The organism is Nitrospira sp. (assembly GCA_016715825.1).
In the GTDB taxonomy this organism is placed as follows: domain Bacteria; phylum Nitrospirota; class Nitrospiria; order Nitrospirales; family Nitrospiraceae; genus Nitrospira_D.
Genome location: JADJXO010000006.1, coordinates 35,192 through 56,001 on the forward strand (window position 1 = coordinate 35,192; position 20,810 = coordinate 56,001).

General features: G+C 55.8%; 19 protein-coding genes and 1 pseudogene. 14 read left to right on the forward strand and 6 right to left on the reverse strand.

Features of this window, described 5'->3' with window-relative positions; translation table 11 throughout:
- The first annotated feature begins 117 nt into the window (after positions 1–117).
- The 3 genes from IPM58_13345 to IPM58_13355 all read left to right on the forward strand — a co-directional run bounded on the left by IPM58_13345 (position 118) and on the right by IPM58_13355 (position 3,005).
- A complete protein-coding gene (locus IPM58_13345; protein MBK9308037.1) occupies positions 118–957 on the forward strand; it encodes a uroporphyrinogen-III synthase in 840 nt (279 codons plus the stop codon).
- Between the two features lie 586 nt (positions 958–1,543).
- Positions 1,544–2,035 (forward strand): hypothetical protein, encoded by a 492-nt coding sequence (locus tag IPM58_13350; GenBank protein ID MBK9308038.1) that lies wholly within the window; start codon positions 1,544–1,546, stop codon positions 2,033–2,035.
- Positions 2,004–3,005 (forward strand): transposase, encoded by a 1,002-nt coding sequence (locus IPM58_13355; protein MBK9308039.1) that lies wholly within the window; start codon positions 2,004–2,006, stop codon positions 3,003–3,005. The genes IPM58_13350 and IPM58_13355 overlap by 32 nt, the downstream gene beginning before the upstream one ends.
- Positions 3,006–3,522: 517 nt before the next feature.
- On the opposite strand, the gene IPM58_13360 is transcribed toward IPM58_13355, so the two are convergent.
- The 3 genes from IPM58_13360 to IPM58_13370 all read right to left on the reverse strand — a co-directional run bounded on the left by IPM58_13360 (position 3,523) and on the right by IPM58_13370 (position 6,240).
- On the reverse strand, positions 3,523–4,521 hold the full coding sequence (locus tag IPM58_13360; protein MBK9308040.1) for a zinc-dependent alcohol dehydrogenase family protein: 999 nt from the start codon (positions 4,519–4,521) through the stop codon (positions 3,523–3,525).
- A gap of 50 nt (positions 4,522–4,571) precedes the next feature.
- On the reverse strand, positions 4,572–5,156 hold the full coding sequence (locus IPM58_13365) for a polyisoprenoid-binding protein (GenBank protein MBK9308041.1): 585 nt from the start codon (positions 5,154–5,156) through the stop codon (positions 4,572–4,574).
- Between the two features lie 79 nt (positions 5,157–5,235).
- The gene (locus IPM58_13370) at positions 5,236–6,240 is read right to left on the reverse strand and encodes a TonB C-terminal domain-containing protein (protein MBK9308042.1); all 1,005 of its coding nucleotides are present in this window, start codon (positions 6,238–6,240) and stop codon (positions 5,236–5,238) included.
- A gap of 97 nt (positions 6,241–6,337) precedes the next feature.
- Between IPM58_13370 and tdh the strand changes: the two genes are divergently transcribed.
- From tdh to IPM58_13425, 11 genes and pseudogenes are all read left to right on the forward strand, one after another.
- Positions 6,338–7,372, forward strand: a complete 1,035-nt coding sequence (gene tdh, locus IPM58_13375) for an L-threonine 3-dehydrogenase (GenBank protein MBK9308043.1) — start codon at positions 6,338–6,340, stop codon at positions 7,370–7,372.
- Between the two features lie 32 nt (positions 7,373–7,404).
- A complete protein-coding gene (locus IPM58_13380; protein ID MBK9308044.1) occupies positions 7,405–8,595 on the forward strand; it encodes a glycine C-acetyltransferase in 1,191 nt (396 codons plus the stop codon).
- 143 nt (positions 8,596–8,738) lie between these two features.
- Positions 8,739–9,527 carry a TIM44-like domain-containing protein gene (locus IPM58_13385; protein MBK9308045.1) on the forward strand — a complete coding sequence of 263 codons (789 nt, stop codon included), beginning with the start codon at positions 8,739–8,741 and terminating at the stop codon, positions 9,525–9,527.
- Positions 9,528–9,530: 3 nt separating this feature from the next.
- Positions 9,531–9,683 (forward strand): annotated as a pseudogene (locus tag IPM58_13390) (glycine C-acetyltransferase).
- A 67-nt stretch (positions 9,684–9,750) separates the two neighbouring features.
- Positions 9,751–10,107: an aminotransferase class I/II-fold pyridoxal phosphate-dependent enzyme gene (locus IPM58_13395; protein MBK9308046.1), complete on the forward strand. Its 357-nt coding sequence runs from the start codon at positions 9,751–9,753 to the stop codon at positions 10,105–10,107.
- A gap of 169 nt (positions 10,108–10,276) precedes the next feature.
- Positions 10,277–10,738 carry a hypothetical protein gene (locus IPM58_13400; GenBank protein MBK9308047.1) on the forward strand — a complete coding sequence of 154 codons (462 nt, stop codon included), beginning with the start codon at positions 10,277–10,279 and terminating at the stop codon, positions 10,736–10,738.
- Positions 10,739–10,846: 108 nt separating this feature from the next.
- Positions 10,847–11,320 (forward strand): 50S ribosomal protein L9, encoded by a 474-nt coding sequence (locus IPM58_13405; GenBank protein ID MBK9308048.1) that lies wholly within the window; start codon positions 10,847–10,849, stop codon positions 11,318–11,320.
- A gap of 34 nt (positions 11,321–11,354) precedes the next feature.
- Positions 11,355–12,605 (forward strand): serine hydroxymethyltransferase, encoded by a 1,251-nt coding sequence (locus tag IPM58_13410; protein ID MBK9308049.1) that lies wholly within the window; start codon positions 11,355–11,357, stop codon positions 12,603–12,605.
- Between the two features lie 32 nt (positions 12,606–12,637).
- Entirely contained in the window at positions 12,638–13,102 is a 465-nt protein-coding gene (nrdR, locus tag IPM58_13415; GenBank protein MBK9308050.1) for a transcriptional repressor NrdR, read from the forward strand.
- A gap of 111 nt (positions 13,103–13,213) precedes the next feature.
- Complete coding sequence (locus IPM58_13420) at positions 13,214–14,317, forward strand: hypothetical protein (protein ID MBK9308051.1); 1,104 nt, start codon at positions 13,214–13,216, stop codon at positions 14,315–14,317.
- On the forward strand, positions 14,304–14,975 hold the full coding sequence (locus IPM58_13425) for a response regulator transcription factor (protein ID MBK9308052.1): 672 nt from the start codon (positions 14,304–14,306) through the stop codon (positions 14,973–14,975). Before IPM58_13420 ends, IPM58_13425 begins: the two co-directional genes overlap by 14 nt.
- Before the next feature lie 153 nt (positions 14,976–15,128).
- Here the strand turns inward: IPM58_13425 and IPM58_13430 are convergent, their stop codons facing one another.
- The 3 genes from IPM58_13430 to IPM58_13440 all read right to left on the reverse strand — a co-directional run bounded on the left by IPM58_13430 (position 15,129) and on the right by IPM58_13440 (position 20,758).
- Complete coding sequence (locus IPM58_13430) at positions 15,129–16,145, reverse strand: cadherin-like beta sandwich domain-containing protein (GenBank protein ID MBK9308053.1); 1,017 nt, start codon at positions 16,143–16,145, stop codon at positions 15,129–15,131.
- A 306-nt stretch (positions 16,146–16,451) separates the two neighbouring features.
- Positions 16,452–18,038: a cadherin-like beta sandwich domain-containing protein gene (locus IPM58_13435; GenBank protein MBK9308054.1), complete on the reverse strand. Its 1,587-nt coding sequence runs from the start codon at positions 18,036–18,038 to the stop codon at positions 16,452–16,454.
- Between the two features lie 365 nt (positions 18,039–18,403).
- A complete protein-coding gene (locus IPM58_13440) occupies positions 18,404–20,758 on the reverse strand; it encodes a cadherin-like beta sandwich domain-containing protein (protein MBK9308055.1) in 2,355 nt (784 codons plus the stop codon).
- Positions 20,759–20,810 lie beyond the last annotated feature (52 nt).

A 20,810-nucleotide genomic window follows, 5' to 3' on the forward strand; every position in this document is an offset into this window, starting at 1 on the left:
TACAACGAGTGAGTAGTCAAAGAGAAGTCTGTATAGTAGGGAGATAACTGCTAAGCCGTCAATGAAAAATCCGCTGAAACGGTTGTGCGCGACGGCTCTGGTACGATCACAATGCTCATGGCGTTCAAGGGAATGACAATAGCTGCGTTCGAAAGCCGGATGGCCACCGAGATCACCCGTCTGATCGAACGCTACGGCGGGCGGCCACTGGTTGCTCCGGTTCTGCGGGAAGTCCCGCTCCAAGACAATCCGGTCGTACACGAGTTCGGCGTACGGCTCCTGGCCGGCCGCGTCGACTTGCTGATTCTCCTGACCGGTGTGGGTACAACAACATTGGTCGATTTGCTCAAGACGCGCTTCTCCTGGTCATCAGTCATAACTGCTCTCCAACAGACGACCATCGTGGCACGTGGTCCCAAGTCGATTGCAGCTCTCAAAGCTATCGGTCTTCACGCGACGCTCACGGCGCCGGAGCCTAATACCTGGACAGAGGTGATTGCTGTGCTGGATCAACATCGGCCTGTGACAGGTCTGCGAGTTGCTGTGCAGGAATACGGAGTCTCTAACCCAGACCTCGTGCACGCATTGGAGCAACGAGGCGCGGACGTGTTTCCGGTTTCCATCTACAAATGGGCTCTCCCAGAAGACCTGAGTTCGATACGCTCTATGCTCGACCAGATCACAGCGGGGCGTGTTGGTGTGATTCTGATCACCAATGCGGCTCAGGTGGACCACGTCATGCATGTGTTGGCACAAAATGAGCAGCAGGAGGCTTTTCGTACGGCATTGAAGAAGATAGTCGTTGCCTCGATTGGTCCAACCGCAAGCGAACGGCTGCGGCACCACGACTGGCCGGTTGACTTTGAACCGTCGCACCCCAAGATGGGAATCTTGGTGAAAGAAGTGACAGGTCAGGTCGCGAGCATACTCAACAGAAAGCGATCAAGGTTTGCATAAGTATTCCAGCCAGATGCTGTGAGGTGTTCAGAACCTTGTCAGGGAATGTTTCCGTGTATCCCACGACCGGGTAGGTGGAGGTGTTACTGGATGTCTAGAGCCTGGGGTATAACCAACGTCCGGTTCTTGCCCCTCAACCGGGCACCGGGATCGCTCAGTGATTTGCCTCGCCTGGGACCCTTCCCGTTCGCATCCCAGGCGAGAGTCTCACAAGCTGTTGATTGTATTAATTTATTTATTCTGTTTTCTCGGGGGATGTTCATGCTAGGATTCAGCTGCTGCTTTCTTTACGCCATGGAGTCTCTCCTGGTGCGAAGGAACTGGGGGAGGTGATGTGGTGATCGCCTCCCCTTTCTTTTTCCGCCCGCTGCTTGCTTGTGGTGAGCTCAGCCTACCGGTCGTTCCGTCATCGTTTTCTGAACGCCTCATCGTATGGGTACCTCTGCTCGGTGGATCCGGTTGTATCTGAGCACCTTTGCCGATTCTATCCCGCTGGAGGGCTGGTCAATGATCCCGGATTCCGCAGTTGATTGGTTTTGATGTAGCGTAGGTGGCCAAATTCTCCTGTAGGGATAGGAGGTTTGGCATGCGCCCCCGTCAGGCTCTCGCGTCACCGCTCTATCCGAAGATTCGCTTCACATGTACGGACCATCCGATCACGGTCTGGGCCGGGGCGATTCTGCTTCGGCTGTACTTCGAGCTCATCGGGCTGCGCGCGACAATGACTCCGTGGCTCGTCCCGTTCACGAAGTCCTCCAACAATCAGATTCCTGCCGTGGACGTGTTCCTGGCCTGGTGGTATGGGCTTGCCTTGGGCGCCGAACGGTTCGAGCACATGACTCGGTATCGGCGCGATCCGTTGCTGTCCCGGCTGCTGGGGCTGCCGCGGTTTCCCTCCCCCGATACGGTACGGCGGTGCTTCGGGCGGTTCACCGATCGCCACACGACCGACGTGTCGGAGGCCCTGATGAGATTGTCGTTGCCGCGCCTGCGGCCGGCGCTGCTGGGCCATACGCTCGATCTGGATTCCCCCGTGTTCTGTCGCGATGGTACACGAGGGGAGTCGCATCGGACATAATCCGATCAAACATGGGCGGCCTTCCCATCACCCGTTGGTGGCGTGGTTGAGTGAACGGCGGCGGCTCTTGTGGGCGACCTTGCGGGCGGGAAATGCGGGGACGGCTAACGGCGTGCGAGAATTTCTCGCGCAAGCGTTGACGATGCTGCCGCCGGGGCATCAGATCGGCCTCGTGCGAGCGGACTCGGGGTTCTTTGTGACGGCATTCCTGGCGGGCTTGGACGCGCGGGAGTTGCCGTACATCATCGTGGCACGGCTCACCCCACTCGTGCGGAAACTGGTGCTCCATCGCATGCCAGAGGCCGACTGGCGATCGGTCGCCCGAGGGGTCGCCGTTGCCGACAGAATGGTCTCCTTGCCAGCGTGGCACGGGCAGGCGCGGCGGTTCGTCTGTTTACGCCAGACTCTGACAGAGCGGCCCGACGCCAGCGGACGGCGGCTGATCGAGTGTCCGGGCTACACCGATCGCGTCTTGGTCACCAGTGTGCCGTTTGCCGCCGAACTGGTCACCCGGATGTACGCGGGACGGGCAGACAGTGAGAATCGGATCAAGGAGCTGAAAGAGGATCTGAGCCTGGACACCTTCTGTCTCCAGTCGTTTGACGCCACCGATGCCGCCTTCCGAACGGGCTGCGTCCTCTACAACTTGCTGATGGGGTTTCGGGAGACGGTCCTGCCCGTGTGTTGGTTTGAACGGCGGCTGCGGGCGATACGGGATCTGGTCTTTCTGGTCGGAGCCGATCTGATTCCCCACGCTCGACGACTGCGGGTCCGATTCGCCGTGCCTCCAGAGGAGCGGGCCGAGTTTCTCGAACGGCTCCGGACGCTTTCGGAGGGGTTGCCGATTGCGGCGCAGTTGGAGTGGGAGCTGAGCGAAGCTGATGACGTGGATCAGGCTTCCACTCGCGCCCCGAATGCGACCGGACCCACCGTTAGGCCGGTGCGCCAGAGGGCCGGGGCGTCACCCTAACTCATCTCTACTGCGGAATCCGGGCTCAGTGGAAGCTCTCGTCGGTAGTTGTGAGTTCTGTCTGAGGCAAGTCTCTCAGACGCGTTGCCGAAGAAGTGTTCGTTCTGACAGCGACTCGTACGATGTGGTGCGGGGATGAGGAAGATCGAAGATGCGGAATGGTGAGGAGGCGACCTTGACGACGCCTCCTCATGGATCAACTGCTACTTTTTCTTCTTGGCCGGTTTCTTGGCCACCGCCTTTTTGGCCGGCTTCTTCGCTGCTTTCTTCGTTGCCATGAGCACTCCACCCCCTTTCGACTCTAAAAAATGGTGATTGTGTATGTGTGATATAGCAGAGTTTGTGCTGCGAGTAAAATTTTCTCTACACAATTTTGTTCCCGTCGCCTGAAATCGGGATCAATCTTGCCATGAGCTTCCCCGTTTTCTCATGGGATGGGATGTAAATTCACAGCCGCATAAAGCAAAAGCAAACTGAAGGCAGGTGCGACGGCCGGTCAGTTCTTGCACACCCTGATTCACATCATCAGCACCGCTGCGCCTTGAAAGCTCCCCGCTTTTAGTTCCTGCAGTGCGCGATTTGCTTCTTCAAGAGGAAAGCGGACCGTATGGGGTTTGATGGGAATGGCCGCGGCTTCGCGGAGTAGATCGATCCCGTCTTGCCTCGTATTGGCGGTTACGCTACGAATGACGCGCTCGCCGAACACATCTCGATCATAGTTTAGCGAAGGAATCGGCGACATGTGGATGCCGGCTAAGGCTAAGGTGCCTCCTCGGCCAAGGGCGCGTAATGCAGGAGGGACGAGCTCACCGGCTGGAGCAAAAATAATCGACCCATGCAGTTTATCGGGTGGCATCTCAGTTGCCCCGCCGACCCAGACCGCTCCCAATTGTCTGGCCAATTCTTGATGTTCTTGTTTGAGCGAACTGACATACACCTGACAGCCCCAATGGCGTGCGATCTGGATGGCGATGTGAGCCGATGCGCCGAAGCCATACAACCCGAGGCGCTGACCGGGCCTGATGTTGCTCAATCGTAAAGCTCGATAGCCGATGATTCCCGCACAGAGTAAGGGCGCGGCTTCATCATCTAAAAAGATCGATGGGATAGGGTAGGCGAATCGCGCGGGCACGACGGCATATTCGGCATACCCGCCGTTGACCTGATAGCCGGTGAACTTTGCGTTCAAACAGAGATTTTCCCGTTCACTCGTGCAGAACTCGCATTGCCCACATGTGCCTTGTAGCCACGCGATCCCTACGCGATCCCCTTCCTTGATCTCTGAAACCTCGGGGCCGACTTGTACCACCGTGCCGACAGCCTGATGCCCCGGGATCAGCGGCAGCGAAGGTTCAGGCAGTTCTCCTTCCACCACATGGAGATCTGTGCGACAGACGCCACAAACGTGGATCCTCACGAGGACCCGATAAGGTTGTGGCGTTGGAATGGGCAGATCTCGAAGGTGTAAGGGATGGCTGGAGACAGCGCCTGCCTTGTCGAGGACCATCGCCTTCATCGATGAACACCTTGCGTGGTGCGGCTGTTTCAGCGTGGCGCTTCTGTGGGCTACGAGGCGTTCTTAGCCTTAATGCACTCGATGTCCAAGTGGATGTGGACCTCATCTCCGACGACAAGCCCGCCGCTATCGAGGACTTTGTTCCACACCATGCCAAAATCCTTGCGGTTGAGGGTGCCATCGGCGCTGAAACCGGCTCTCGTGTTACCCCAGGGATCCTTGGTGACACCGTTGAACGTCGCACTGAGCGTGACCTGTTTGGTCACTCCGCGCAGGGTGAGGTCGCCGATGATTGTGTAGGTGCCCCCTTGCTTCTGGTACTGCGACATTTTGTACGTGATAGTTGGAAACTGTTCGACATCCAAGAAATCGGCATTGCGTAGATGCGCATCGCGTTTGTCATGATTGGTGTCGATGGATCCTGCTTTGATCGTGGCCTCGATCGACTTCAATGTCTTGGCGTCCGCCTCCATCTCAACGAATCCCTGGTAGTCGGTGAATCGCCCCGATGTTTTGGACACCACCATATGGGCGACGCGAAACTCGATCGCCGAGTGATCCCGATCGATGGTCCAGTGAGCTGTTTCGGCTCCGGCTGCGATGGGGAACAATGCGAGGAGACTCACCATCACCATGCCCGCTGTCCAACGCGATCTGAACCGCGTCTCTATGCGATGTGATTTCTGCATGACATCCTCCATTTGAGGGGTCGGCTCAGTGTTTTGGCGCGCTGATTGTTCGTCCAAGTTGCTGTGGTGTGCTGGTGCGGAAGTCTCCTACCCCTGATTGTGAACCAGTCTGCAATCGCACATGGATCTCGATGGGCTCGATTCCAACGCCTAGAGGGAAGGGTGGGAATGGCTGCGCATCGGCGATCGCCCGGATGCCGGCCTGATCAATCTCAGTGATGCCCGATCCATCGGCAATCTCCAGCAACTGAGCATGCCCGCCGGGATACAGCCGAAATTGCATGTGTACGGTGTGGGGGAATGAGGAGGCCGGCATGTGACCGGTGGCACGGGTCCAGCCTCGATTCAGAAGGTCACGGACCTGGTCCCAATAGCCTGGTGTTGGTTGCGTAGAACGAGACGGGATGAGGTCTTCCTCCACCACTTCCTCACTGACCAGAGGGATCGCACCAGGCAAAGGCTCGGCATGGCCGGCGGCTGGATCTATTTCACTTGGAGGGGCTATGGGAGGGTCTTGATGGGTTGTGAGCGACGCCTGGTCATCACCAGCGGGCGTGGTGTCACCCATTGTGAGATAGATAATTCGAGTCAGCACTCGTTCGAATTTTGTGTCGGTTGATCGGGCGAAGGTCACGTGGAGTCGAGAAACGTGTGGGGCTGGGGACAGTCGATCATGCGCGACGGGTACAAGGGTGGTCGTTGCGTTCATCACCAAAGCACTAGGCTCAGGCTTCAACGTGACGATCTGTGATTCAAAATGAGCCGATTCACAGATCGCCACAATCGGCATAGAGTCATGTGGAGTGCCACCGAGTGTGATCGACAGCTCAAGTGGTTGACCGATCTGGAGACTGCCTGAGCCGTTCGAACCCGTGATATCGAACGTCGCCCACTGTGGCTCGGCGGAAACGGCCTGCGGCGTGGCGGGACGAGGTTGTGATTGCACGCTCGCGCGAGCGGGAGCCTGATACAATGGGGTGCTCAACAATCCGACAACTACCATCAGGCGAGTGAGGACTGGGTAGACCATGTGCTTAGCATCCTACCCACATCGGGATCTCCGTGCAACGTGGTTCTTTTGCTGAAACAGTAGGGGCCAACGATTGAACCTGGTATAGAATGAATCCATGCAAGCCCTCGTCAAAACGACCGCCGGACCTGGCTTAACCCTGACTGAATGGGAGGATCCAACTCCTGGACCGCATGACGCCGTGGTGAAGGTGGCGGCGACCTCGTTATGTGGGACCGATGCCCATATCTATCGCTGGGATGACTGGGCAGAACGACGGGTGCACCCGCCCCGTATCATCGGCCATGAACTATGTGGCCATGTGGTGGAGGTAGGGCGGGGCGTATCTCTCGTCAAGGTTGGGGACTATGTCGCCGCCGAATCACACCTGACCTGTGGCGCCTGCTTTCAATGTCGCACCGGCCAAGCACATGTGTGCAAGAGCTACAAGATTCTCGGGATCGACCGGGACGGATCGTACGCGCAGTATGTCGTGCTCCCTGAAAGTGTCTTGTGGCGTACGGATCCAGCCATCCCACCTGAACTAGCCTGTGCACAAGAACCGCTTGGCAATGCCGTGGATGCAGCGCTGATTGAGGATTTAACCGGGCATACAGTCTTGATTACAGGGTGCGGACCCACGGGACTCTTTGCCGCTGCAGTGGCGCGAACGGCGGGTGCGGCCACGATTATCGCATCGGATGTCAGCGACTATCGCCTTGGGTTGGCGAAGCAGGTTGGAGTGGACCATGTTCTCAATGCCAAGGTGGACTCGCCCGAACAGATTGCAGCAAAAATCCTCGATATTACAGCTGGAGAAGGGGTCGATGCTGCGCTGGAGATGTCGGGAAATCCCGCAGCCTTGCATCAGGTCTTCCAAGCGGTGAAGAATGGCGGGCGGGTGACCCTCTTTGGTATTCCGACCGGTGCTGTCCCCTTTGATCTGCCGAATGAAATTATTTTTAAAGGGATTCGCGTCTATGGGATTACCGGACGACGCCTCTTTGGTACGTGGTATCGCTTGGCAGGTCTCTTCAAGGCAGGCCTCGATATTCGGCCGGTTATCACGCATTCATTCCCATTGCGGGAGTTTGCGACCGGGTTTGACTTGATCCAATCGGGGCGTTGTGGGAAGGTGGTCTTGATCCCATAATTAGGACCGAGGACCGTCAGTCCTGTCCATCCATGGCCTATTCGTCCTTCAAGAAAGCTCTCGAAAACCAGCTCAGCGACATTCGCACCAAAGGCCTTTACAAGACCGAGCGTCGATTGATGGGGCCACAAGGGTCCGAGATCCGCGTCACGCAAGGTCAGGTGCTCAATCTCTGTGCGAACAATTATCTGGGACTCGCGAATCATCCGGCCATTGTCCAGGCGGCGAAGGCAGGGTTGGACACACACGGCTATGGCATGGCTTCCGTTCGCTTTATTTGCGGTACGCAGGATCTACACAAGCAGCTGGAACAGGCCGTCAGTACGTTTCTCGTGACCGAAGACACCATCCTCTACAGTTCCTGCTTCGATGCGAATGGCGGATTGTTCGAAGTGTTGGTGGATGAGCGTGATGCTGTCATCAGCGATGCGTTGAACCATGCCAGCCTGATCGACGGCATCAGGCTGTGCAAGGCCAAGCGATTTCGGTATGCCCATTCCAACATGGAGGAGCTGGACGCGCGGCTCAAGGAAGCCAGTGGGTACCGCCTGCGTCTGATTGTCACGGACGGAGTCTTCTCCATGGATGGTGATCTGGCTAAGCTCGACCGGATCGTGGAGCTGGCAGAGCAATATGATGCGGTAGTGGTAGTTGATGAAAGTCATGCCACCGGCGTGCTGGGTCCCCAAGGGAGGGGGACACCGGCTCATTTCGGGGTTGCGGAGAACGTCGACATTGTCACAAGCACATTGGGGAAGACGCTCGGCGGCGCAACCGGCGGATTCACCTCCGGCAAGACTGAGGTGGTGGAACTCTTACGCCAACGATCGAGACCATACCTGTTTTCGAATTCAGTTCCTCCTCCTATTGCTGCCGGTGCGTTGGCTGCGCTCCACCTTGTGGAGCAAGGCGACCATCTCAGAGAACAGCTTCGCGCCAATGCCGTTTTTTTTAGAGATGAACTGACCAAGCTCGGATTCCGGCTCGTTCCCGGCGAACATCCCATCATTCCCGTGATGTTGGGTGAGGCCACCCTGGCGACCTCAATGGCGGAGGCCTTGCTGAAGGAAGGCGTCTATGTCGTTGGATTCAGCTATCCAGTAGTGCCACAAGGGCAAGCAAGGATCCGCACGCAAATGTCGGCGGCGCATACGACGGCCCAACTTGAACGAGCCGTCGCCGCCTTTGCCAAGATAGGGCGAGCGCTGGGCATCATCTCGTAAACCGGTTCAAAGGCAATGAAACGTAGCCTGTTCCATTTTCCCCTCCATTTCTTGGCGGCAGCGCATTTTTAGAGACCGTTGTTGCCAGAGCGTACGAGCATTCGCTAGCCTAGTGGCCGCACAGCTTACCACAGGAGGAAGATGTGAATATCACAAGACTCATGCTGTCCTGTGTCATGGTGGTGGGCCTGGGCATTGCTGCTCTGCCGATTGCCGAGGCACAACACAGATCAGAGACCGACTACGCGAGTTTCCAAGTTGCAGCCAGCGAGGCGCAGACCACTGACGCCGAGACGACTGAGCACAAATCCGTTCCGGCACGCCCGCGCGAAGGTCTCGGTCCTGTCGGAGTTCTGCTGCTCCTGGTTGTGCTTATTGCCGCGACGCTCTTTTACTTTCTCAAACTACAGCGGCCCTCTCTTCCTGACTTTTCGGAGCCCATTGGGCAAGGTTCCTCCAGCAAGGGAGAATTGAGTAGGCACTCTTCCAGGGACCGACAGAGTTTGTCGATTGACAGTATTACTTCTGCCGACAAGGCCGTGTTTCAGCAACTTCTGACCGACGTGTATCGTGCATGGAGTAAGCCGGATCTGCAGGAATTGCGGCAGTTCGTGACACCGGACATGCTGAATTATTTCAGCGCCGCCCTCGCCGATAACACAAGCCAAGATCTTCGGAATCAGGTGGAGGATGTGGTGTTGCGCCGTGCAGAGATTGTGGAGGCATGGGTCGCGCAGGAGACACGCCATGCGTCAGCGAAACTTCGGTGGAGTGCCCGTAACTATTATGTCTCGCTCACGAAACAACCTGGCGACTCAGGGTACGTGGTGAAGGGTAGTGAGAAGAAATCGACGGAATCCACGGCGACGTGGACGTTTACACAGTCTTCAGAAGGCATGTGGGTGCTCTCTGCGATTCAGCAAGCCAGATAACATGATCACCACGTCGTTGGGTTCAGCTATCCCGTCATGCCGGAAGGGCAGGCGAGAATCCGGGTCCAAGTGTCGGCGGCGCATACGATGGTCCAGCTCGAACAAGCTGTCGCCGCGTTTGCCAAGGTGGGGCGAACGCTGGGCATCATCCCATAAACCGCTTCAAAGGCAATGAAACGTAGCCTGCCCTTCTTTTTCACCCCCGAACTCGCTTTCTCCCCCCATTGCTGCCGGTGCGTTGGCTGCGCTCCATCTTGTGGAGCAAGGCGACCATCTCAGCGAACAGCTTCGCGCCAATGCCGCTTTTTTTAGAGATGAACTGACCAAGCTCGGATTCCGGCTCGTTCCCGGCGAACATCCGATCATTCCAGTGATGTTAGGCAATGCCACCCTCGCAACATCGATGGCGGAATCTTTGCTGAAAGAAGGGGTGTATGTGATCGGGTTCAGTTACCCGGTGGTCCCACAAGGCCAGGCAAGGATCCGCGCTCAAATGTCAGCAGCCCATACCAGAGCTCAACTGCAGCGAGCCGTGGACGCGTTTGCCGAGATCGGACGAGCTCTCGGTGTCATTCCGTGACCATTCTGGTCGCGCGTTCCAACAGTTTCTCACGACGAGCCAATGTGGAAAGAGGGGTTCACCATGCTTGATTTTCAAGACAGTTGCTGTCACCTTTTCTTCCACGACGCGGTCGTGCGTCAAATGATCGGCTGAGTTAATGGGGAAGAAACCGTAACAGGAGAAACGCATGGAATCATGGAAGCATCTCCGATATGCCCTCTGCGCAACAATCTTGACGGCAGGGGCTGCATGCAGCGCGACAACATATGCGGCCGAGCCCGCGCCCTGCTCGCTCGTAACGACTGCCGAGGTCGAGCAGGTTATCGGCAAGCTGAAAGGGCAGCCGGAGGCAAGCAAGGAAGGCCAGGCCGCCTGGTGCAATTATGAGTTCGCCAACGGTAATGATGCCATGGAGATCTGGGTGTTTCCCGCCGACGCGATCAACCGTGCCAGGAAGATCGCCAAGAAGCCGGTGGCAGTCAATGGTCTCGGCAACGAGGCGCTGATGGATCGGGGCGCCTTCGGCCTGGACTACGTGGATTTGTACATTAAGAAAGGGAACATCACCGTCAAGCTCGCTCTCAAAGAAACCGCCGGCGACGAAGAGAAGCTGAAGACTTTGGCCAAGAAAGCCATGGGGCGGTTCTAACCAGCGTTCCGCGTGATCCACGAGTAGCCTTCGCGGCTTCCCTCCGAATTGACATTTCGCAGTCAGGTCAGTATCCTCGGGCACTTTATCATGTGAAGGAGTAGGGGTATGAAAGTCATTCTACAAGAGACCCTGGAAGGGGTCGGGCATCTTGGCGATCTCATTAACGTTGCCGATGGGTTTGCACGGAACTATCTGTTACCGCGGCGCAAGGCCGTCGAGGCGGATGGTCGAAGCATCAAGGCATTCGAACATGTCAAACGAGTGGCAGCCGAGAAGGCCAAGAAGGAAAAGCTCGAAATTGAAGCTCATGCCGAGAAGGTGTCGGCGGTTTCGCTGACGATCGAGATGCAGGCAGGTAAGGACGACAAATTGTTTGGCTCCGTCACTGCCAAAGACATCGCGGAAGGACTGGCCGCACAGGGCGTGACCGTGGATCGTCGTAAGATCCAGCTTGCTCATCCCATCAAGGAGCTTGGGACCGTCGCGGTGCCCATTAAGATGCTGCGGGATGTGACGGCCACGGTGAAAGTCCATGTTGTGAAGAAGCAAGAGCCTGAAGAGGCTGCGGTGGAAAAGTAGAATCTGGAGTACGGAGACGATGAGCAGCGACGCGATGGGTTCATGGGACGCACTGAAGACGGTTGATCCCGATGTCTATGCCGCGATCAAGGCGGAAGAAGTCCGGCAGCGTGAGAAGTTGTTGTTGATCGCGTCGGAAAATTTTGCCAGCCCAGCGGTGTTGGCCGCACAAGGTTCCTTGCTCACGAATAAATATGCGGAGGGGTACCCAGGCAAGCGGTACTACGGTGGATGCCAACATGCTGATGCAGTCGAGGACTTGGCGATTCAACGGTGCAAGGAAATCTTCGGCGCCGAGCACGTCAATGTGCAGCCCCATTCTGGCTCGCAGGCCAACATGGCGGCGTACTTGTCGGTGCTGAAGGCAGGAGACACCATTCTAGGGATGGATCTTGCTCAAGGGGGACATCTCACACACGGCAGTAAAGTCAACTTCTCCGGCATCCTTTTCCGCGTGTTCTCCTACGGCGTTGATCGCCAGACGGAAACCATCGATTATGATGCCGTTCAAAAAGTTGCGGAGGAATGCCGTCCCCGCATGATCGTCGTCGGGGCCAGCGCCTACGCACGCACTCTTGATTTTCCACGATTCCAACAGATTGCCAAATCAGTGGGTGCCTATTTATTGGTGGATATCGCTCATATTGCTGGGCTGATCGCAGCCGGTCTGCACCCCAATCCTGTCCCCTATGCCGACTTTGTGACGACCACGACCCATAAGACGCTGCGCGGTCCTCGTGGTGGTGTCACGATGTGTCGAGCTGAATATGCTAAGGCGGTCGATAAGCTGGTCTTCCCCGGTCTGCAGGGTGGGCCATTGATGCATGTGATCGCCGCCAAAGCGGTGGCCTTCAAGGAGGCCTTGTCGCCATCGTTCAAGCGCTATCAGCAACAAGTCCTGGCGAATGCGAAGGCACTGGCGAAAGAATTCGTGGATCGCGGTTATAAGATCGTCTCTGGCGGAACGGATACCCATTTGATGCTCCTGAATCTCGCCAATAAGGGCATCACAGGAAAAGAGGCCGATGCCGCGCTTGATGCGGCCGGGATCATCGTCAATAAGAACGCCGTCCCCTACGACGAAAAACCGCCCGCCGTCGCCAGCGGCATTCGTTTAGGGTCACCCATCGTGTCCACTCGTGGAATGCGAGAACCTGAGATGAAACAGATCGTAGAACTGGTCGACCGTGTTCTCCAGCATCGACAGGAAACAGAGGTGTTGGAAGACGTTCGCATACAGGCCAAGGCGTTGTGTGCCCGGTTCCCGATCTTTCACCCCTACTAGTCGGCCCCGAGCGAGAGAGCAGGTCGTTTCCAGTGAAATGTCCCTTCTGCGATGAACTCGAAGACAAGGTGGTCGATTCTCGTATGGCCAAGGAGGGCGAAGTTATTCGTCGCCGTCGCGAATGCCTTGGCTGTAAGCGTCGCTATACGACCTATGAACGGGTCGAAGAAATTCTTCCGGTTGTCGTGAAGAAAGACGGTCGCCGTGAGTCGTTCGACCGTACGAAGATTCTCGCGGGCCTCAAGAAAGCCTGTGAGAAACGACCCATCAGCACCGGCACCATCGAAGCCGTGACTGATCGAATCGAGAAACGGATTCAGGAAATGGGCGAAACGGAGATCGAAAGCCGAGTGGTGGGAGAAGAAGTCATGAAAGAGTTGCATCAACTCGACCAGGTGGCCTATGTCCGGTTTGCATCCGTCTATCGGGAGTTCAAGGACATCGAACAATTCATGGACGAGTTGAAGACCTTGGCTGACCAGCGACGAGACCATTGATCTCAGACCGTTATCCCTCTCACCGTTCGCTCTCAACTTCGTTCGCGATTTTCCCTTCTCCCTTCCTCCGATAGAGACGCAGATGACGATGATCGGAGCATGTTACGGCGGATGACCGCATCACTCTCAAAGCGTGGGCGACGAGACACGCCGTCTCCAGGGGCCACAAGTGTGGCGATCATAGGCGCCGGCCGTGGGGGCACTGCATTAATGGAAATCTTTGCGAATGATCCGCTTGTCCAGATCGTTGGGGTAGCGGAGGTGGTTCCGGACACGCCGGGGCTGGACCTTGCTCGACAACTGAAGATTCCGATCACCCATGATTATCGGCAGTTGCTCACGATGGAACATGTGGATCTGATTATCGATGTGTCCGGAGATCCAGAAGTCTGGAAATTTCTTCAAGATTTCCATCGGATGGGTGTGACTGCAATCGGTGGGGCCAGTGCAAAGTTCATGTGGGAATTGATTGAAGCCCGCATCCGCGCGACAGCCGAGATCGAAAAGACGCTGAATAAATATCAGTCGCTCTATCGACTCTATGTGAAGGAAACGGGCGCAGCCGTCACGGACGAACGGACGAGGATTGCCTGTGAGATTCACGACGGATTCGTGCAGATTTTGGCGGGTGTGAATTTCAAGCTGGATTTGTGCCAGCAGCTCATCCGAAAGAATCCTCGGGCCAGTCTTGCCACTCTCAAGGAGAGCAAGGCTCAATTGAAGCTGGCCATACAGGAAGCCCGCCAGGTGATCTTTAATCTCCGTCCGCTTCACTATGACAAGATGGATCTCATCCCTGGCCTCACGAACTATTTCGCCTCCTACCAGACCCAGACTCACATTGCCACGAAGTTCACGGTGACCGGAGATGAACAGATCTTGTTTCCCCGAACCAAGATCTTTCTTTTCCGCATCATCCAGGAAGCCTTGAGCAACGTTGAGAAGCATGCCAAAGCCGACCGGGTGTCGATCAAGCTGGATATCGGCGCAGACCGGTTACGGGTCACGATTACGGACAATGGTGTCGGGTTTGACATGGAGGCGGTGCTCCGGGACCCTGAAAAATGGGATCATTTTGGTATCAAGGGGATTCTGGAGCGAACACGACTCGTTGGCGGCGAGGGTCGCGTGGAGTCCCAACCAGGGAGGGGCACCAAAATCGTTGTGGATGTGCCAATGGGCAATAAGGAGGAGATAAACGATGGAGAAGATTAAAGTCCTCATCGCCGACGACCATCGGGTGGTCCGAGAGGGATTGGCGGCCATTCTCAAAACCAAAGAGGACATCCATGTTATCGGGGAAGCTCAGGATGGAGCCGAAGCCGTCGAAAAGGCCAGTACGCTTCTTCCTGATGTGATTCTGATGGATGTGAGTATGCCGCGCATGGGTGGTGTTGAGGCGACGCGGCAGATCAAACGCGAGCTCCCGCATATCGGCATCGTCGCATTGACGATGTACGAAGAACAACAATACATCTTTGACTTGGTCCGAGCCGGCGCGACAGGATACTTACTGAAAGACTCCGAGTCCTCTCAAATCGTGGCGGCCATTCGTGCGATCTATCGGGGTGAGTCGCTCATTCATCCATCGGTCGCCAGCAAGATCTTGGCCGAATTCTCGCTGATGGCCCAAAAAAAGGGAAAGAAGTCGGCTTGGGCGGAACACGATTTGACCGAGCGGGAAATCACCGTGTTACGTCTGGTGGCGGACGGCAAAACCAACAAGGAGATTGCGAACAGCCTCGACCTCAGCGAAAAGACCGTGAAGAATCACGTTCGGAATATCTTCCACAAACTGCAAGTCTATGATCGGACACAAGCAGCCATTCTTGCCATACGGAAGGGGCTGATCGAGTTGGATCCGAAGCGATAGCGCGTACCATCGATGCAGCAGGTCACCTATCTTGACGGGATCACATGCCAGTGGCCGAAGAAACGGTAGGACGACGCGAAATTTTTGCTCTCAATGGGGATATTGGTTCTTCGTCACGTCTACCAGAGAGCATAGTTCCATATGAAGACTACCCTAGCGAGGCAGTCTGAACACGGTGACCGTGTATGTCTTCAGGCTTCTGTCCGGGGCCCTTACGTCGATCAATATGGAAACGGTTGTCCCTAACCCTACCGTGGCCGTGACCTCACCTGACGGAACTCCTACCGCGGCGATCACTGACCCAAGCGAGGACATCTCGGCGTTCGGATCGGACTTGGTCGCGGAGAGGGTTATTCGATCAGCGGTGGCTGGGACATCTGCTGAGTAATTTATGATTCCCGAGGAGAAGGGTGGAGACAAACTGCCGGCGTTTATGGTTAAGGCAGACAGATTATTGTTGTCCATGGGCGCCGCGCGCTTGATGGTGATGCGGTAGGTTTTTGCAATTCCATTTTGAGCCGTCACGGTAATCAGCACATCTTTGGTCGTTCCTGGCCCACCGAGCGGGATTAGAGACTGGCCGTTATTGGGTACATCACCAGAGATCACGGCATTGGGATCGGACTTGGTCGCAGTGACGGTTACTTCGTTCACCGTGGTCTCGACGCTAACGTCATAGCTGAGGGTATCCTGGCTGAATGCGGGGGCCAGGGCGCCTGCTGATACGCTCAAGTTCTGTAATGAGTTGTTCCCCGCTAAGCCTGCCCTATTCAAGGAGACGACGTAGGTTCTTGATTTGCTCGTTGACTCTGAAACTATCACACTCACGGAGGTGGTTGTTCCCGCTGGCTTCAGGGCAACAACACGGCGTGTAGTCGCCTGCTGATCGCCCTCCACATCGATCGTCACACTGTCACCGCTTACGGCGGGTTGAGCGGTCATAATCACGCTCTCGACATTGCTGGACAGATTGACGCTATAGTTGGTTGTTCCCCCATTGAAGACCGGTTGGAGTGTTGCCTGCCCGCTTGTAGATGAAACTGTCAGGCTAGCAAGTTCTACCTCTGGGTTAATCGTCGCGGAGTCGCCACAGCCGTGGGCACTCCAGATGACGGCGACCAGAAGCGCGGCGGACATGCATCGACCGAGAATGCTGTGAGTTCGTGTCAAAGTGGTAGTCCTCTTGAGTGGTAAATGAACCAAGGAGACTCCGTGCTCCGGTGAACCCACACGGGAGGTCTTGAGGCTGTGAGCAGGTTCTTTGGTCAAACTATCCTTGGTGATGAGATACTCATTAAGACGTATAGCCAATTTGGGTAGGCAAGGTCAACGGCACCAGGGAAAGAAAACAATGTTCGCGGTGAAGCCCGGTTTGGACAGGGTTCATTCTCAGCGGCGAAGAGCGATAGGCCATCGCGGTGCATCGGATTTTTCCGCTCTGGAGTTTAAAAGATCCCACCGGTTCGCTGCCACGATTTAACGCTCTGGTCGGAAAACGTTAATCGTATAAGTCTTTGGAGTTATCCCGTCCTGAGCGATTACGAGGATCGACGCTGTCGTGGTCGTATTCCGCCCAAGCGAGACTGTCACGCGCCCAGTCGGAGTTCCCGCTGCAGCGATGACCGAACCGCCCGAGGACATTTCTGCATTCGGATCCGACTTGGTTGCGGTCATGGTGATGGTTTCATCGTTTGCGGAAACGCTCGCATTATAAGTCAGCTGGCCTGGAGAAAAGCTGGGACTCAATGTGCCGACTGATAGCGTCAAGTCCGAAAGGTTACTGTCAGTCGAAGGCGCCAATCGGTTCACGGTGACGGCGTAGATCTTGGAGTCGCCGTTCGGTGCTGCGACGGTAATTGATATAGTCTTCCTGGTCCCTGGCCCGTCGAGCGCTATGTTCGCTTGGCCTCCGTTTGGCACATCCCCGGAGATCACGGCATTCGGATCAGATTTGGTGGCTGTGACGGTGACGGCGGTGACACCGGTGGCCACCTCGACATTGTACTGCGTAGTGCCGGCAGAAAAGACGGGGTCCAGGGTACCAGGAGATACATTAAGGGCTTCTAAATTGTTATCAGCCGACAGTGCCGCGCGGTTCACCGTGATGAAGTACGGTTTCTGGCTTCCATTCTGTGCAGTTACAACTACCTCTACTTCGGTGCTCGATGGACCGAGTGGCAAAGAGATGGACCGCGAACCTACACTTTGCCCGGCAATAGTCAGGCCTGCAGCTGTATCATCAGGCTCCGCAGTCACAGTGGTACTCGCAACTCTTCCACCGACATTGACGGTATAGCTCGTTCTCGTTGCGCTGAATGAAGGGGACAGAGATCCTGGTGACACGTTTAACCTCCGGAGGTTGTTGTTCCCGCGGAGGGCTGTGCGCGAGACGACCAGGGTATACTGTTTCTGAGTGCCGTTCGGCGCAATCCCAACCACGTTGATGACGGTGCTCAGACCAGGATCTCGAAGAGGAACGGTGTGGGGTTGCCCGGAGATGGCCGCTTGGCCGTTCACCGTCATCGTCGCAGCAGGATCATCTAAGGTTGGTGTCACCCTTATATTGTTGACGCTGCTGGCGACGGAGACTTGATAGTTCAGGGTGTTTGCGTCAAATCCGGGCTCGAGAGAACCTGACGAAATCAACAAGCTCCGTAATGAATTGTTACCTGTTAAGCTGGCTTTCGTAAGGAGGACGGTATAGGTCCTCGAATTGGTCCCCGATTCTGACACGACGATATTCACCGAAGTCGTCGATCCCGCCTCGCCGAGGGTGATGGGGCGGCTTGTCGTTGCCTCACCGTTAATCGTCACGCTGTCGCCGGCTACGGCAGGTTGTGCAGTGATGGTGACACTCGTGAGGGTGTTGGCAAGATCCGCCTTGTACTGAGTGGTTCCGCTGCTAAACCCTGGCTGTAGCGTACCTGGATCGACGGACAAGCTCGCGAGTTCCACCACAGGGTTTACGGTTGCGGAGTCACCACAGCCGTAAAAATTCAACGCACCGGCACTCAGGAGACCAATGGCAAGATATTGCCCCACTACTGTAAAGAAGTAGTTCATAAGAGTGCTCGTTATTCCTTTTGTATCAAATGATGGATGCGTTCGTCGTTCTAGATGAACACAATCAGAAATTCGATGGTCGGCAGAAGGCTCTAGAGCTGACTGCCTTGTCAGACACAGGGTACGCAATCAATCGTATAACGAATCTGATCGGTTGGGTCAACAGAGAGGTGGTAGGAGTTGTAAGGATTGCAAATAGTGTGACTTCTACGAGACAGGAATATCCTACCCGAGAGGTGCCTTCCATAGCTGAGCACGCGGTTTAGCATGCGATTGCTGAGAGAGGCGTGCTTGGTATAGCCCAACACCGCTTGAAAGACCTACGCGTGACGCTGGATCTCGCCGCTTGAAATTGATTGGAGAACCTATACTCCAGATTGCCCAGTGCTGATGGTCACCGTCAAGGAGTCACTCGGATTGGACTCACGGTTTGTTGCAGTGTTGGTCACTGTGCTCGTAATCGAGTGTTGGATTCCTTCATTATCCCCACTCAGGGGTGTCGTCGGCTGGAGAGTGTTTGCTGCCTGATCGAAGATCGAACCGACTCTGGTTCCATCCACATAGAGATTCGGAGTTTGTCCAGGTCCCGGCTGAGGTATTCTGAATCTCGGGGTTGTGAAAGTGGTGATGTTGTCCGACCTGCTAGTGCCAGGGACGCACCCATCAGGATCAGGGTTCTCAGGACTTGGTGGCTCAAGAAGAGGGCAGGAGTCATCCTCGGCAATTAGGTCTGGTTCGCTCGCCGGTGGTGCCGGTGGTGCTGCTGGCTCTGGCTGGGTCACCGTCATGGAGTAAGTCCTGTCCGTGCCATTTGGCGCAATCACGCGAACTTCTATTTCAGTGGTCGATGGACCACCTGTGAGAGGAATAGAACGAGAATTCCCCCCTTGGTTATTGATCTCCACGGTTGCATTTGAATCCTGGGGAATGGCGGTTACGGTGATGGCAGTAGCGCTGCTGTTAACGTCGTTTACGGCATAGTCAGTCCTAGCCCTTGTTGTACTAAACGAGGGACTTAGGGTGCCCGGCGAAACGGTCAAACTCTGAAGATTGTTATTTCCCGATGGTAGGGGAGGGGCTGCTCGGTCTACGGTAATGGTGTAAGGCTTTATGCTGCCATTCGGTGCTCTTACCGCGATAGTGATGGTGGTGCTCAACCCAGCATCACGCAACGGAATGATGTGAGTCTGCCCGGAGGTCGTGATCGGCCCGGGCCCGTTCGCCGTAACGGTCAGGGTTGCAGCGGGATCGTCCAGCGTCGGCGTAACCCTGATGCTGGCCACGGTGCTGGCCACATCGACCGTGTAGATCGTGGTATTCGGACTGAAACTAATCAGGTTAGGACTTGAGGTACTCAGCCTCACCGTCAACGCCGACAGATTGTTGTTCCCCGAAGGCGGGGGAGGGGCTGCTCGGTCTACGGTAATGGTGTAAGGCTTTATGCTGCCATTCGGTGCTCTTACCGCGATAGTGATGGTGGTGCTCAACCCAGCATCACGCAACGGAATGATGTGAGTCTGCCCGGAGGTCGTGATCGGCCCGGGCCCGTTCGCCGTAACGGTCAGGGTTGCAGCGGGATCGTCCAGCGTCGGCGTAACCCTGATGCTGGCCACGGTGCTGGCCACATCGACCGTGTAATTTAGATCATTTGCATTGAAGGCTGAGTCAAAGGAGCCAGGTGATACGGTTATGTTTCGGAGATCATTATTCCCGCCAAGAGGAGCACGAACCACGTTCACTGTATAGACTTTGGTTGTGCCATTCTGTGCGACGACAACGATGTTATTAATGAAGTTCGAACCAGGCGCAGGCAATGGAGTGGTTTGAGCCTGTCCGGAGGTGGCGGCTGTTCCATTTACGCTCATGCTCGCAGTAGCATCTTGCAGTCTTGGGGTAATCCTGACGCTGGTCACATTGTTCGCCAGGGTGGCTGGCAAGTTCACCGTGTAGCCGGTCCTAGTTGCCCTGAAGGATGGGTCTAAAATCCCCGGAGCCGTGGCTAGTCCCTGCAAATTGTTATTGCTTGACGCCCCACGACTCACTACGATCTCGTAGGATTTCGTGCTTCCATCCTGAGCTGTGATGAGAATTGGAATGGTGGTAGCTTGGCCGCCATCATTGAGATTGACTGTGCGTGTTTGGCCGGAGGTTGACGCTTGCCCATTTACGGTCATCGTCGCGGCAGAGTCTGAGGGAGTAGGGGTGATATTTACGGTGTCAACACTATTGGCGACACTGGCCGTATATCTCAATGTATTTGCATCGAATGTGGGAGCTAGAGCTCCTGGTGAAAACCCCAAGCTATCTAATGAATTATTCCCGTTTAAGTTCGCTCTCTTAACTTGGACGGTATAGGACTTTGAAGTGCCTCCTGTGCCTGTATCCGTGACGACAATCGTGACGGTCTGCTGTTCGCCTGGAGTTGGGAGCGTAATGGTTTGACTCGAAGCTTGCTGGTTATCGAAGCGTATAGTGTCTCCAGCTACTCGAGGAGTCGCGGTGATCGTTGTGCTCAAAAGATCGATGGAGAGTTGAACGGTGTAGCCAGTTGTTGCGGGATTAAATGGTGGCTCTAGTGTTCCATCGGAGACTGAGAGATTCCCGAGTGCTGCCGGCTCGCCAACACTTGCTGTATCCCCGCAGCCGAAGCTGCTCAATCCGGTGGCGATGAGGAGCCCGGTGGCTAGCAATCGTCCAGAGAGCCTTAGAGTGTGTCGCATGTCAAGCTTAATCACTTTCTTGAAAGGTGGCAGTGCGGAAACGGTCGATTCT

Bases quoted from the DNA above. Each gene is read 5' to 3' on its own strand.
- IPM58_13345 (MBK9308037.1), top strand. From the start codon at position 118: ATGGCGTTCAAGGGAATGACAATAGCTGCGTTCGAAAGCCGGATGGCC.
- IPM58_13350 (MBK9308038.1), top strand. From the start codon at position 1,544: ATGCGCCCCCGTCAGGCTCTCGCGTCACCGCTCTATCCGAAGATTCGC.
- IPM58_13355 (MBK9308039.1), top strand. From the start codon at position 2,004: ATGGTACACGAGGGGAGTCGCATCGGACATAATCCGATCAAACATGGG.
- IPM58_13360 (MBK9308040.1), bottom strand. From the start codon at position 4,521: ATGAAGGCGATGGTCCTCGACAAGGCAGGCGCTGTCTCCAGCCATCCC.
- IPM58_13365 (MBK9308041.1), bottom strand. From the start codon at position 5,156: ATGGTGATGGTGAGTCTCCTCGCATTGTTCCCCATCGCAGCCGGAGCC.
- IPM58_13370 (MBK9308042.1), bottom strand. From the start codon at position 6,240: ATGGTCTACCCAGTCCTCACTCGCCTGATGGTAGTTGTCGGATTGTTG.
- tdh (MBK9308043.1), top strand. From the start codon at position 6,338: ATGCAAGCCCTCGTCAAAACGACCGCCGGACCTGGCTTAACCCTGACT.
- IPM58_13380 (MBK9308044.1), top strand. From the start codon at position 7,405: ATGGCCTATTCGTCCTTCAAGAAAGCTCTCGAAAACCAGCTCAGCGAC.
- IPM58_13400 (MBK9308047.1), top strand. From the start codon at position 10,277: ATGGAATCATGGAAGCATCTCCGATATGCCCTCTGCGCAACAATCTTG.
- IPM58_13405 (MBK9308048.1), top strand. From the start codon at position 10,847: ATGAAAGTCATTCTACAAGAGACCCTGGAAGGGGTCGGGCATCTTGGC.
- IPM58_13410 (MBK9308049.1), top strand. From the start codon at position 11,355: ATGGGTTCATGGGACGCACTGAAGACGGTTGATCCCGATGTCTATGCC.
- IPM58_13420 (MBK9308051.1), top strand. From the start codon at position 13,214: ATGACCGCATCACTCTCAAAGCGTGGGCGACGAGACACGCCGTCTCCA.
- IPM58_13425 (MBK9308052.1), top strand. From the start codon at position 14,304: ATGGAGAAGATTAAAGTCCTCATCGCCGACGACCATCGGGTGGTCCGA.
- IPM58_13435 (MBK9308054.1), bottom strand. From the start codon at position 18,038: ATGAACTACTTCTTTACAGTAGTGGGGCAATATCTTGCCATTGGTCTC.
- IPM58_13440 (MBK9308055.1), bottom strand. From the start codon at position 20,758: ATGCGACACACTCTAAGGCTCTCTGGACGATTGCTAGCCACCGGGCTC.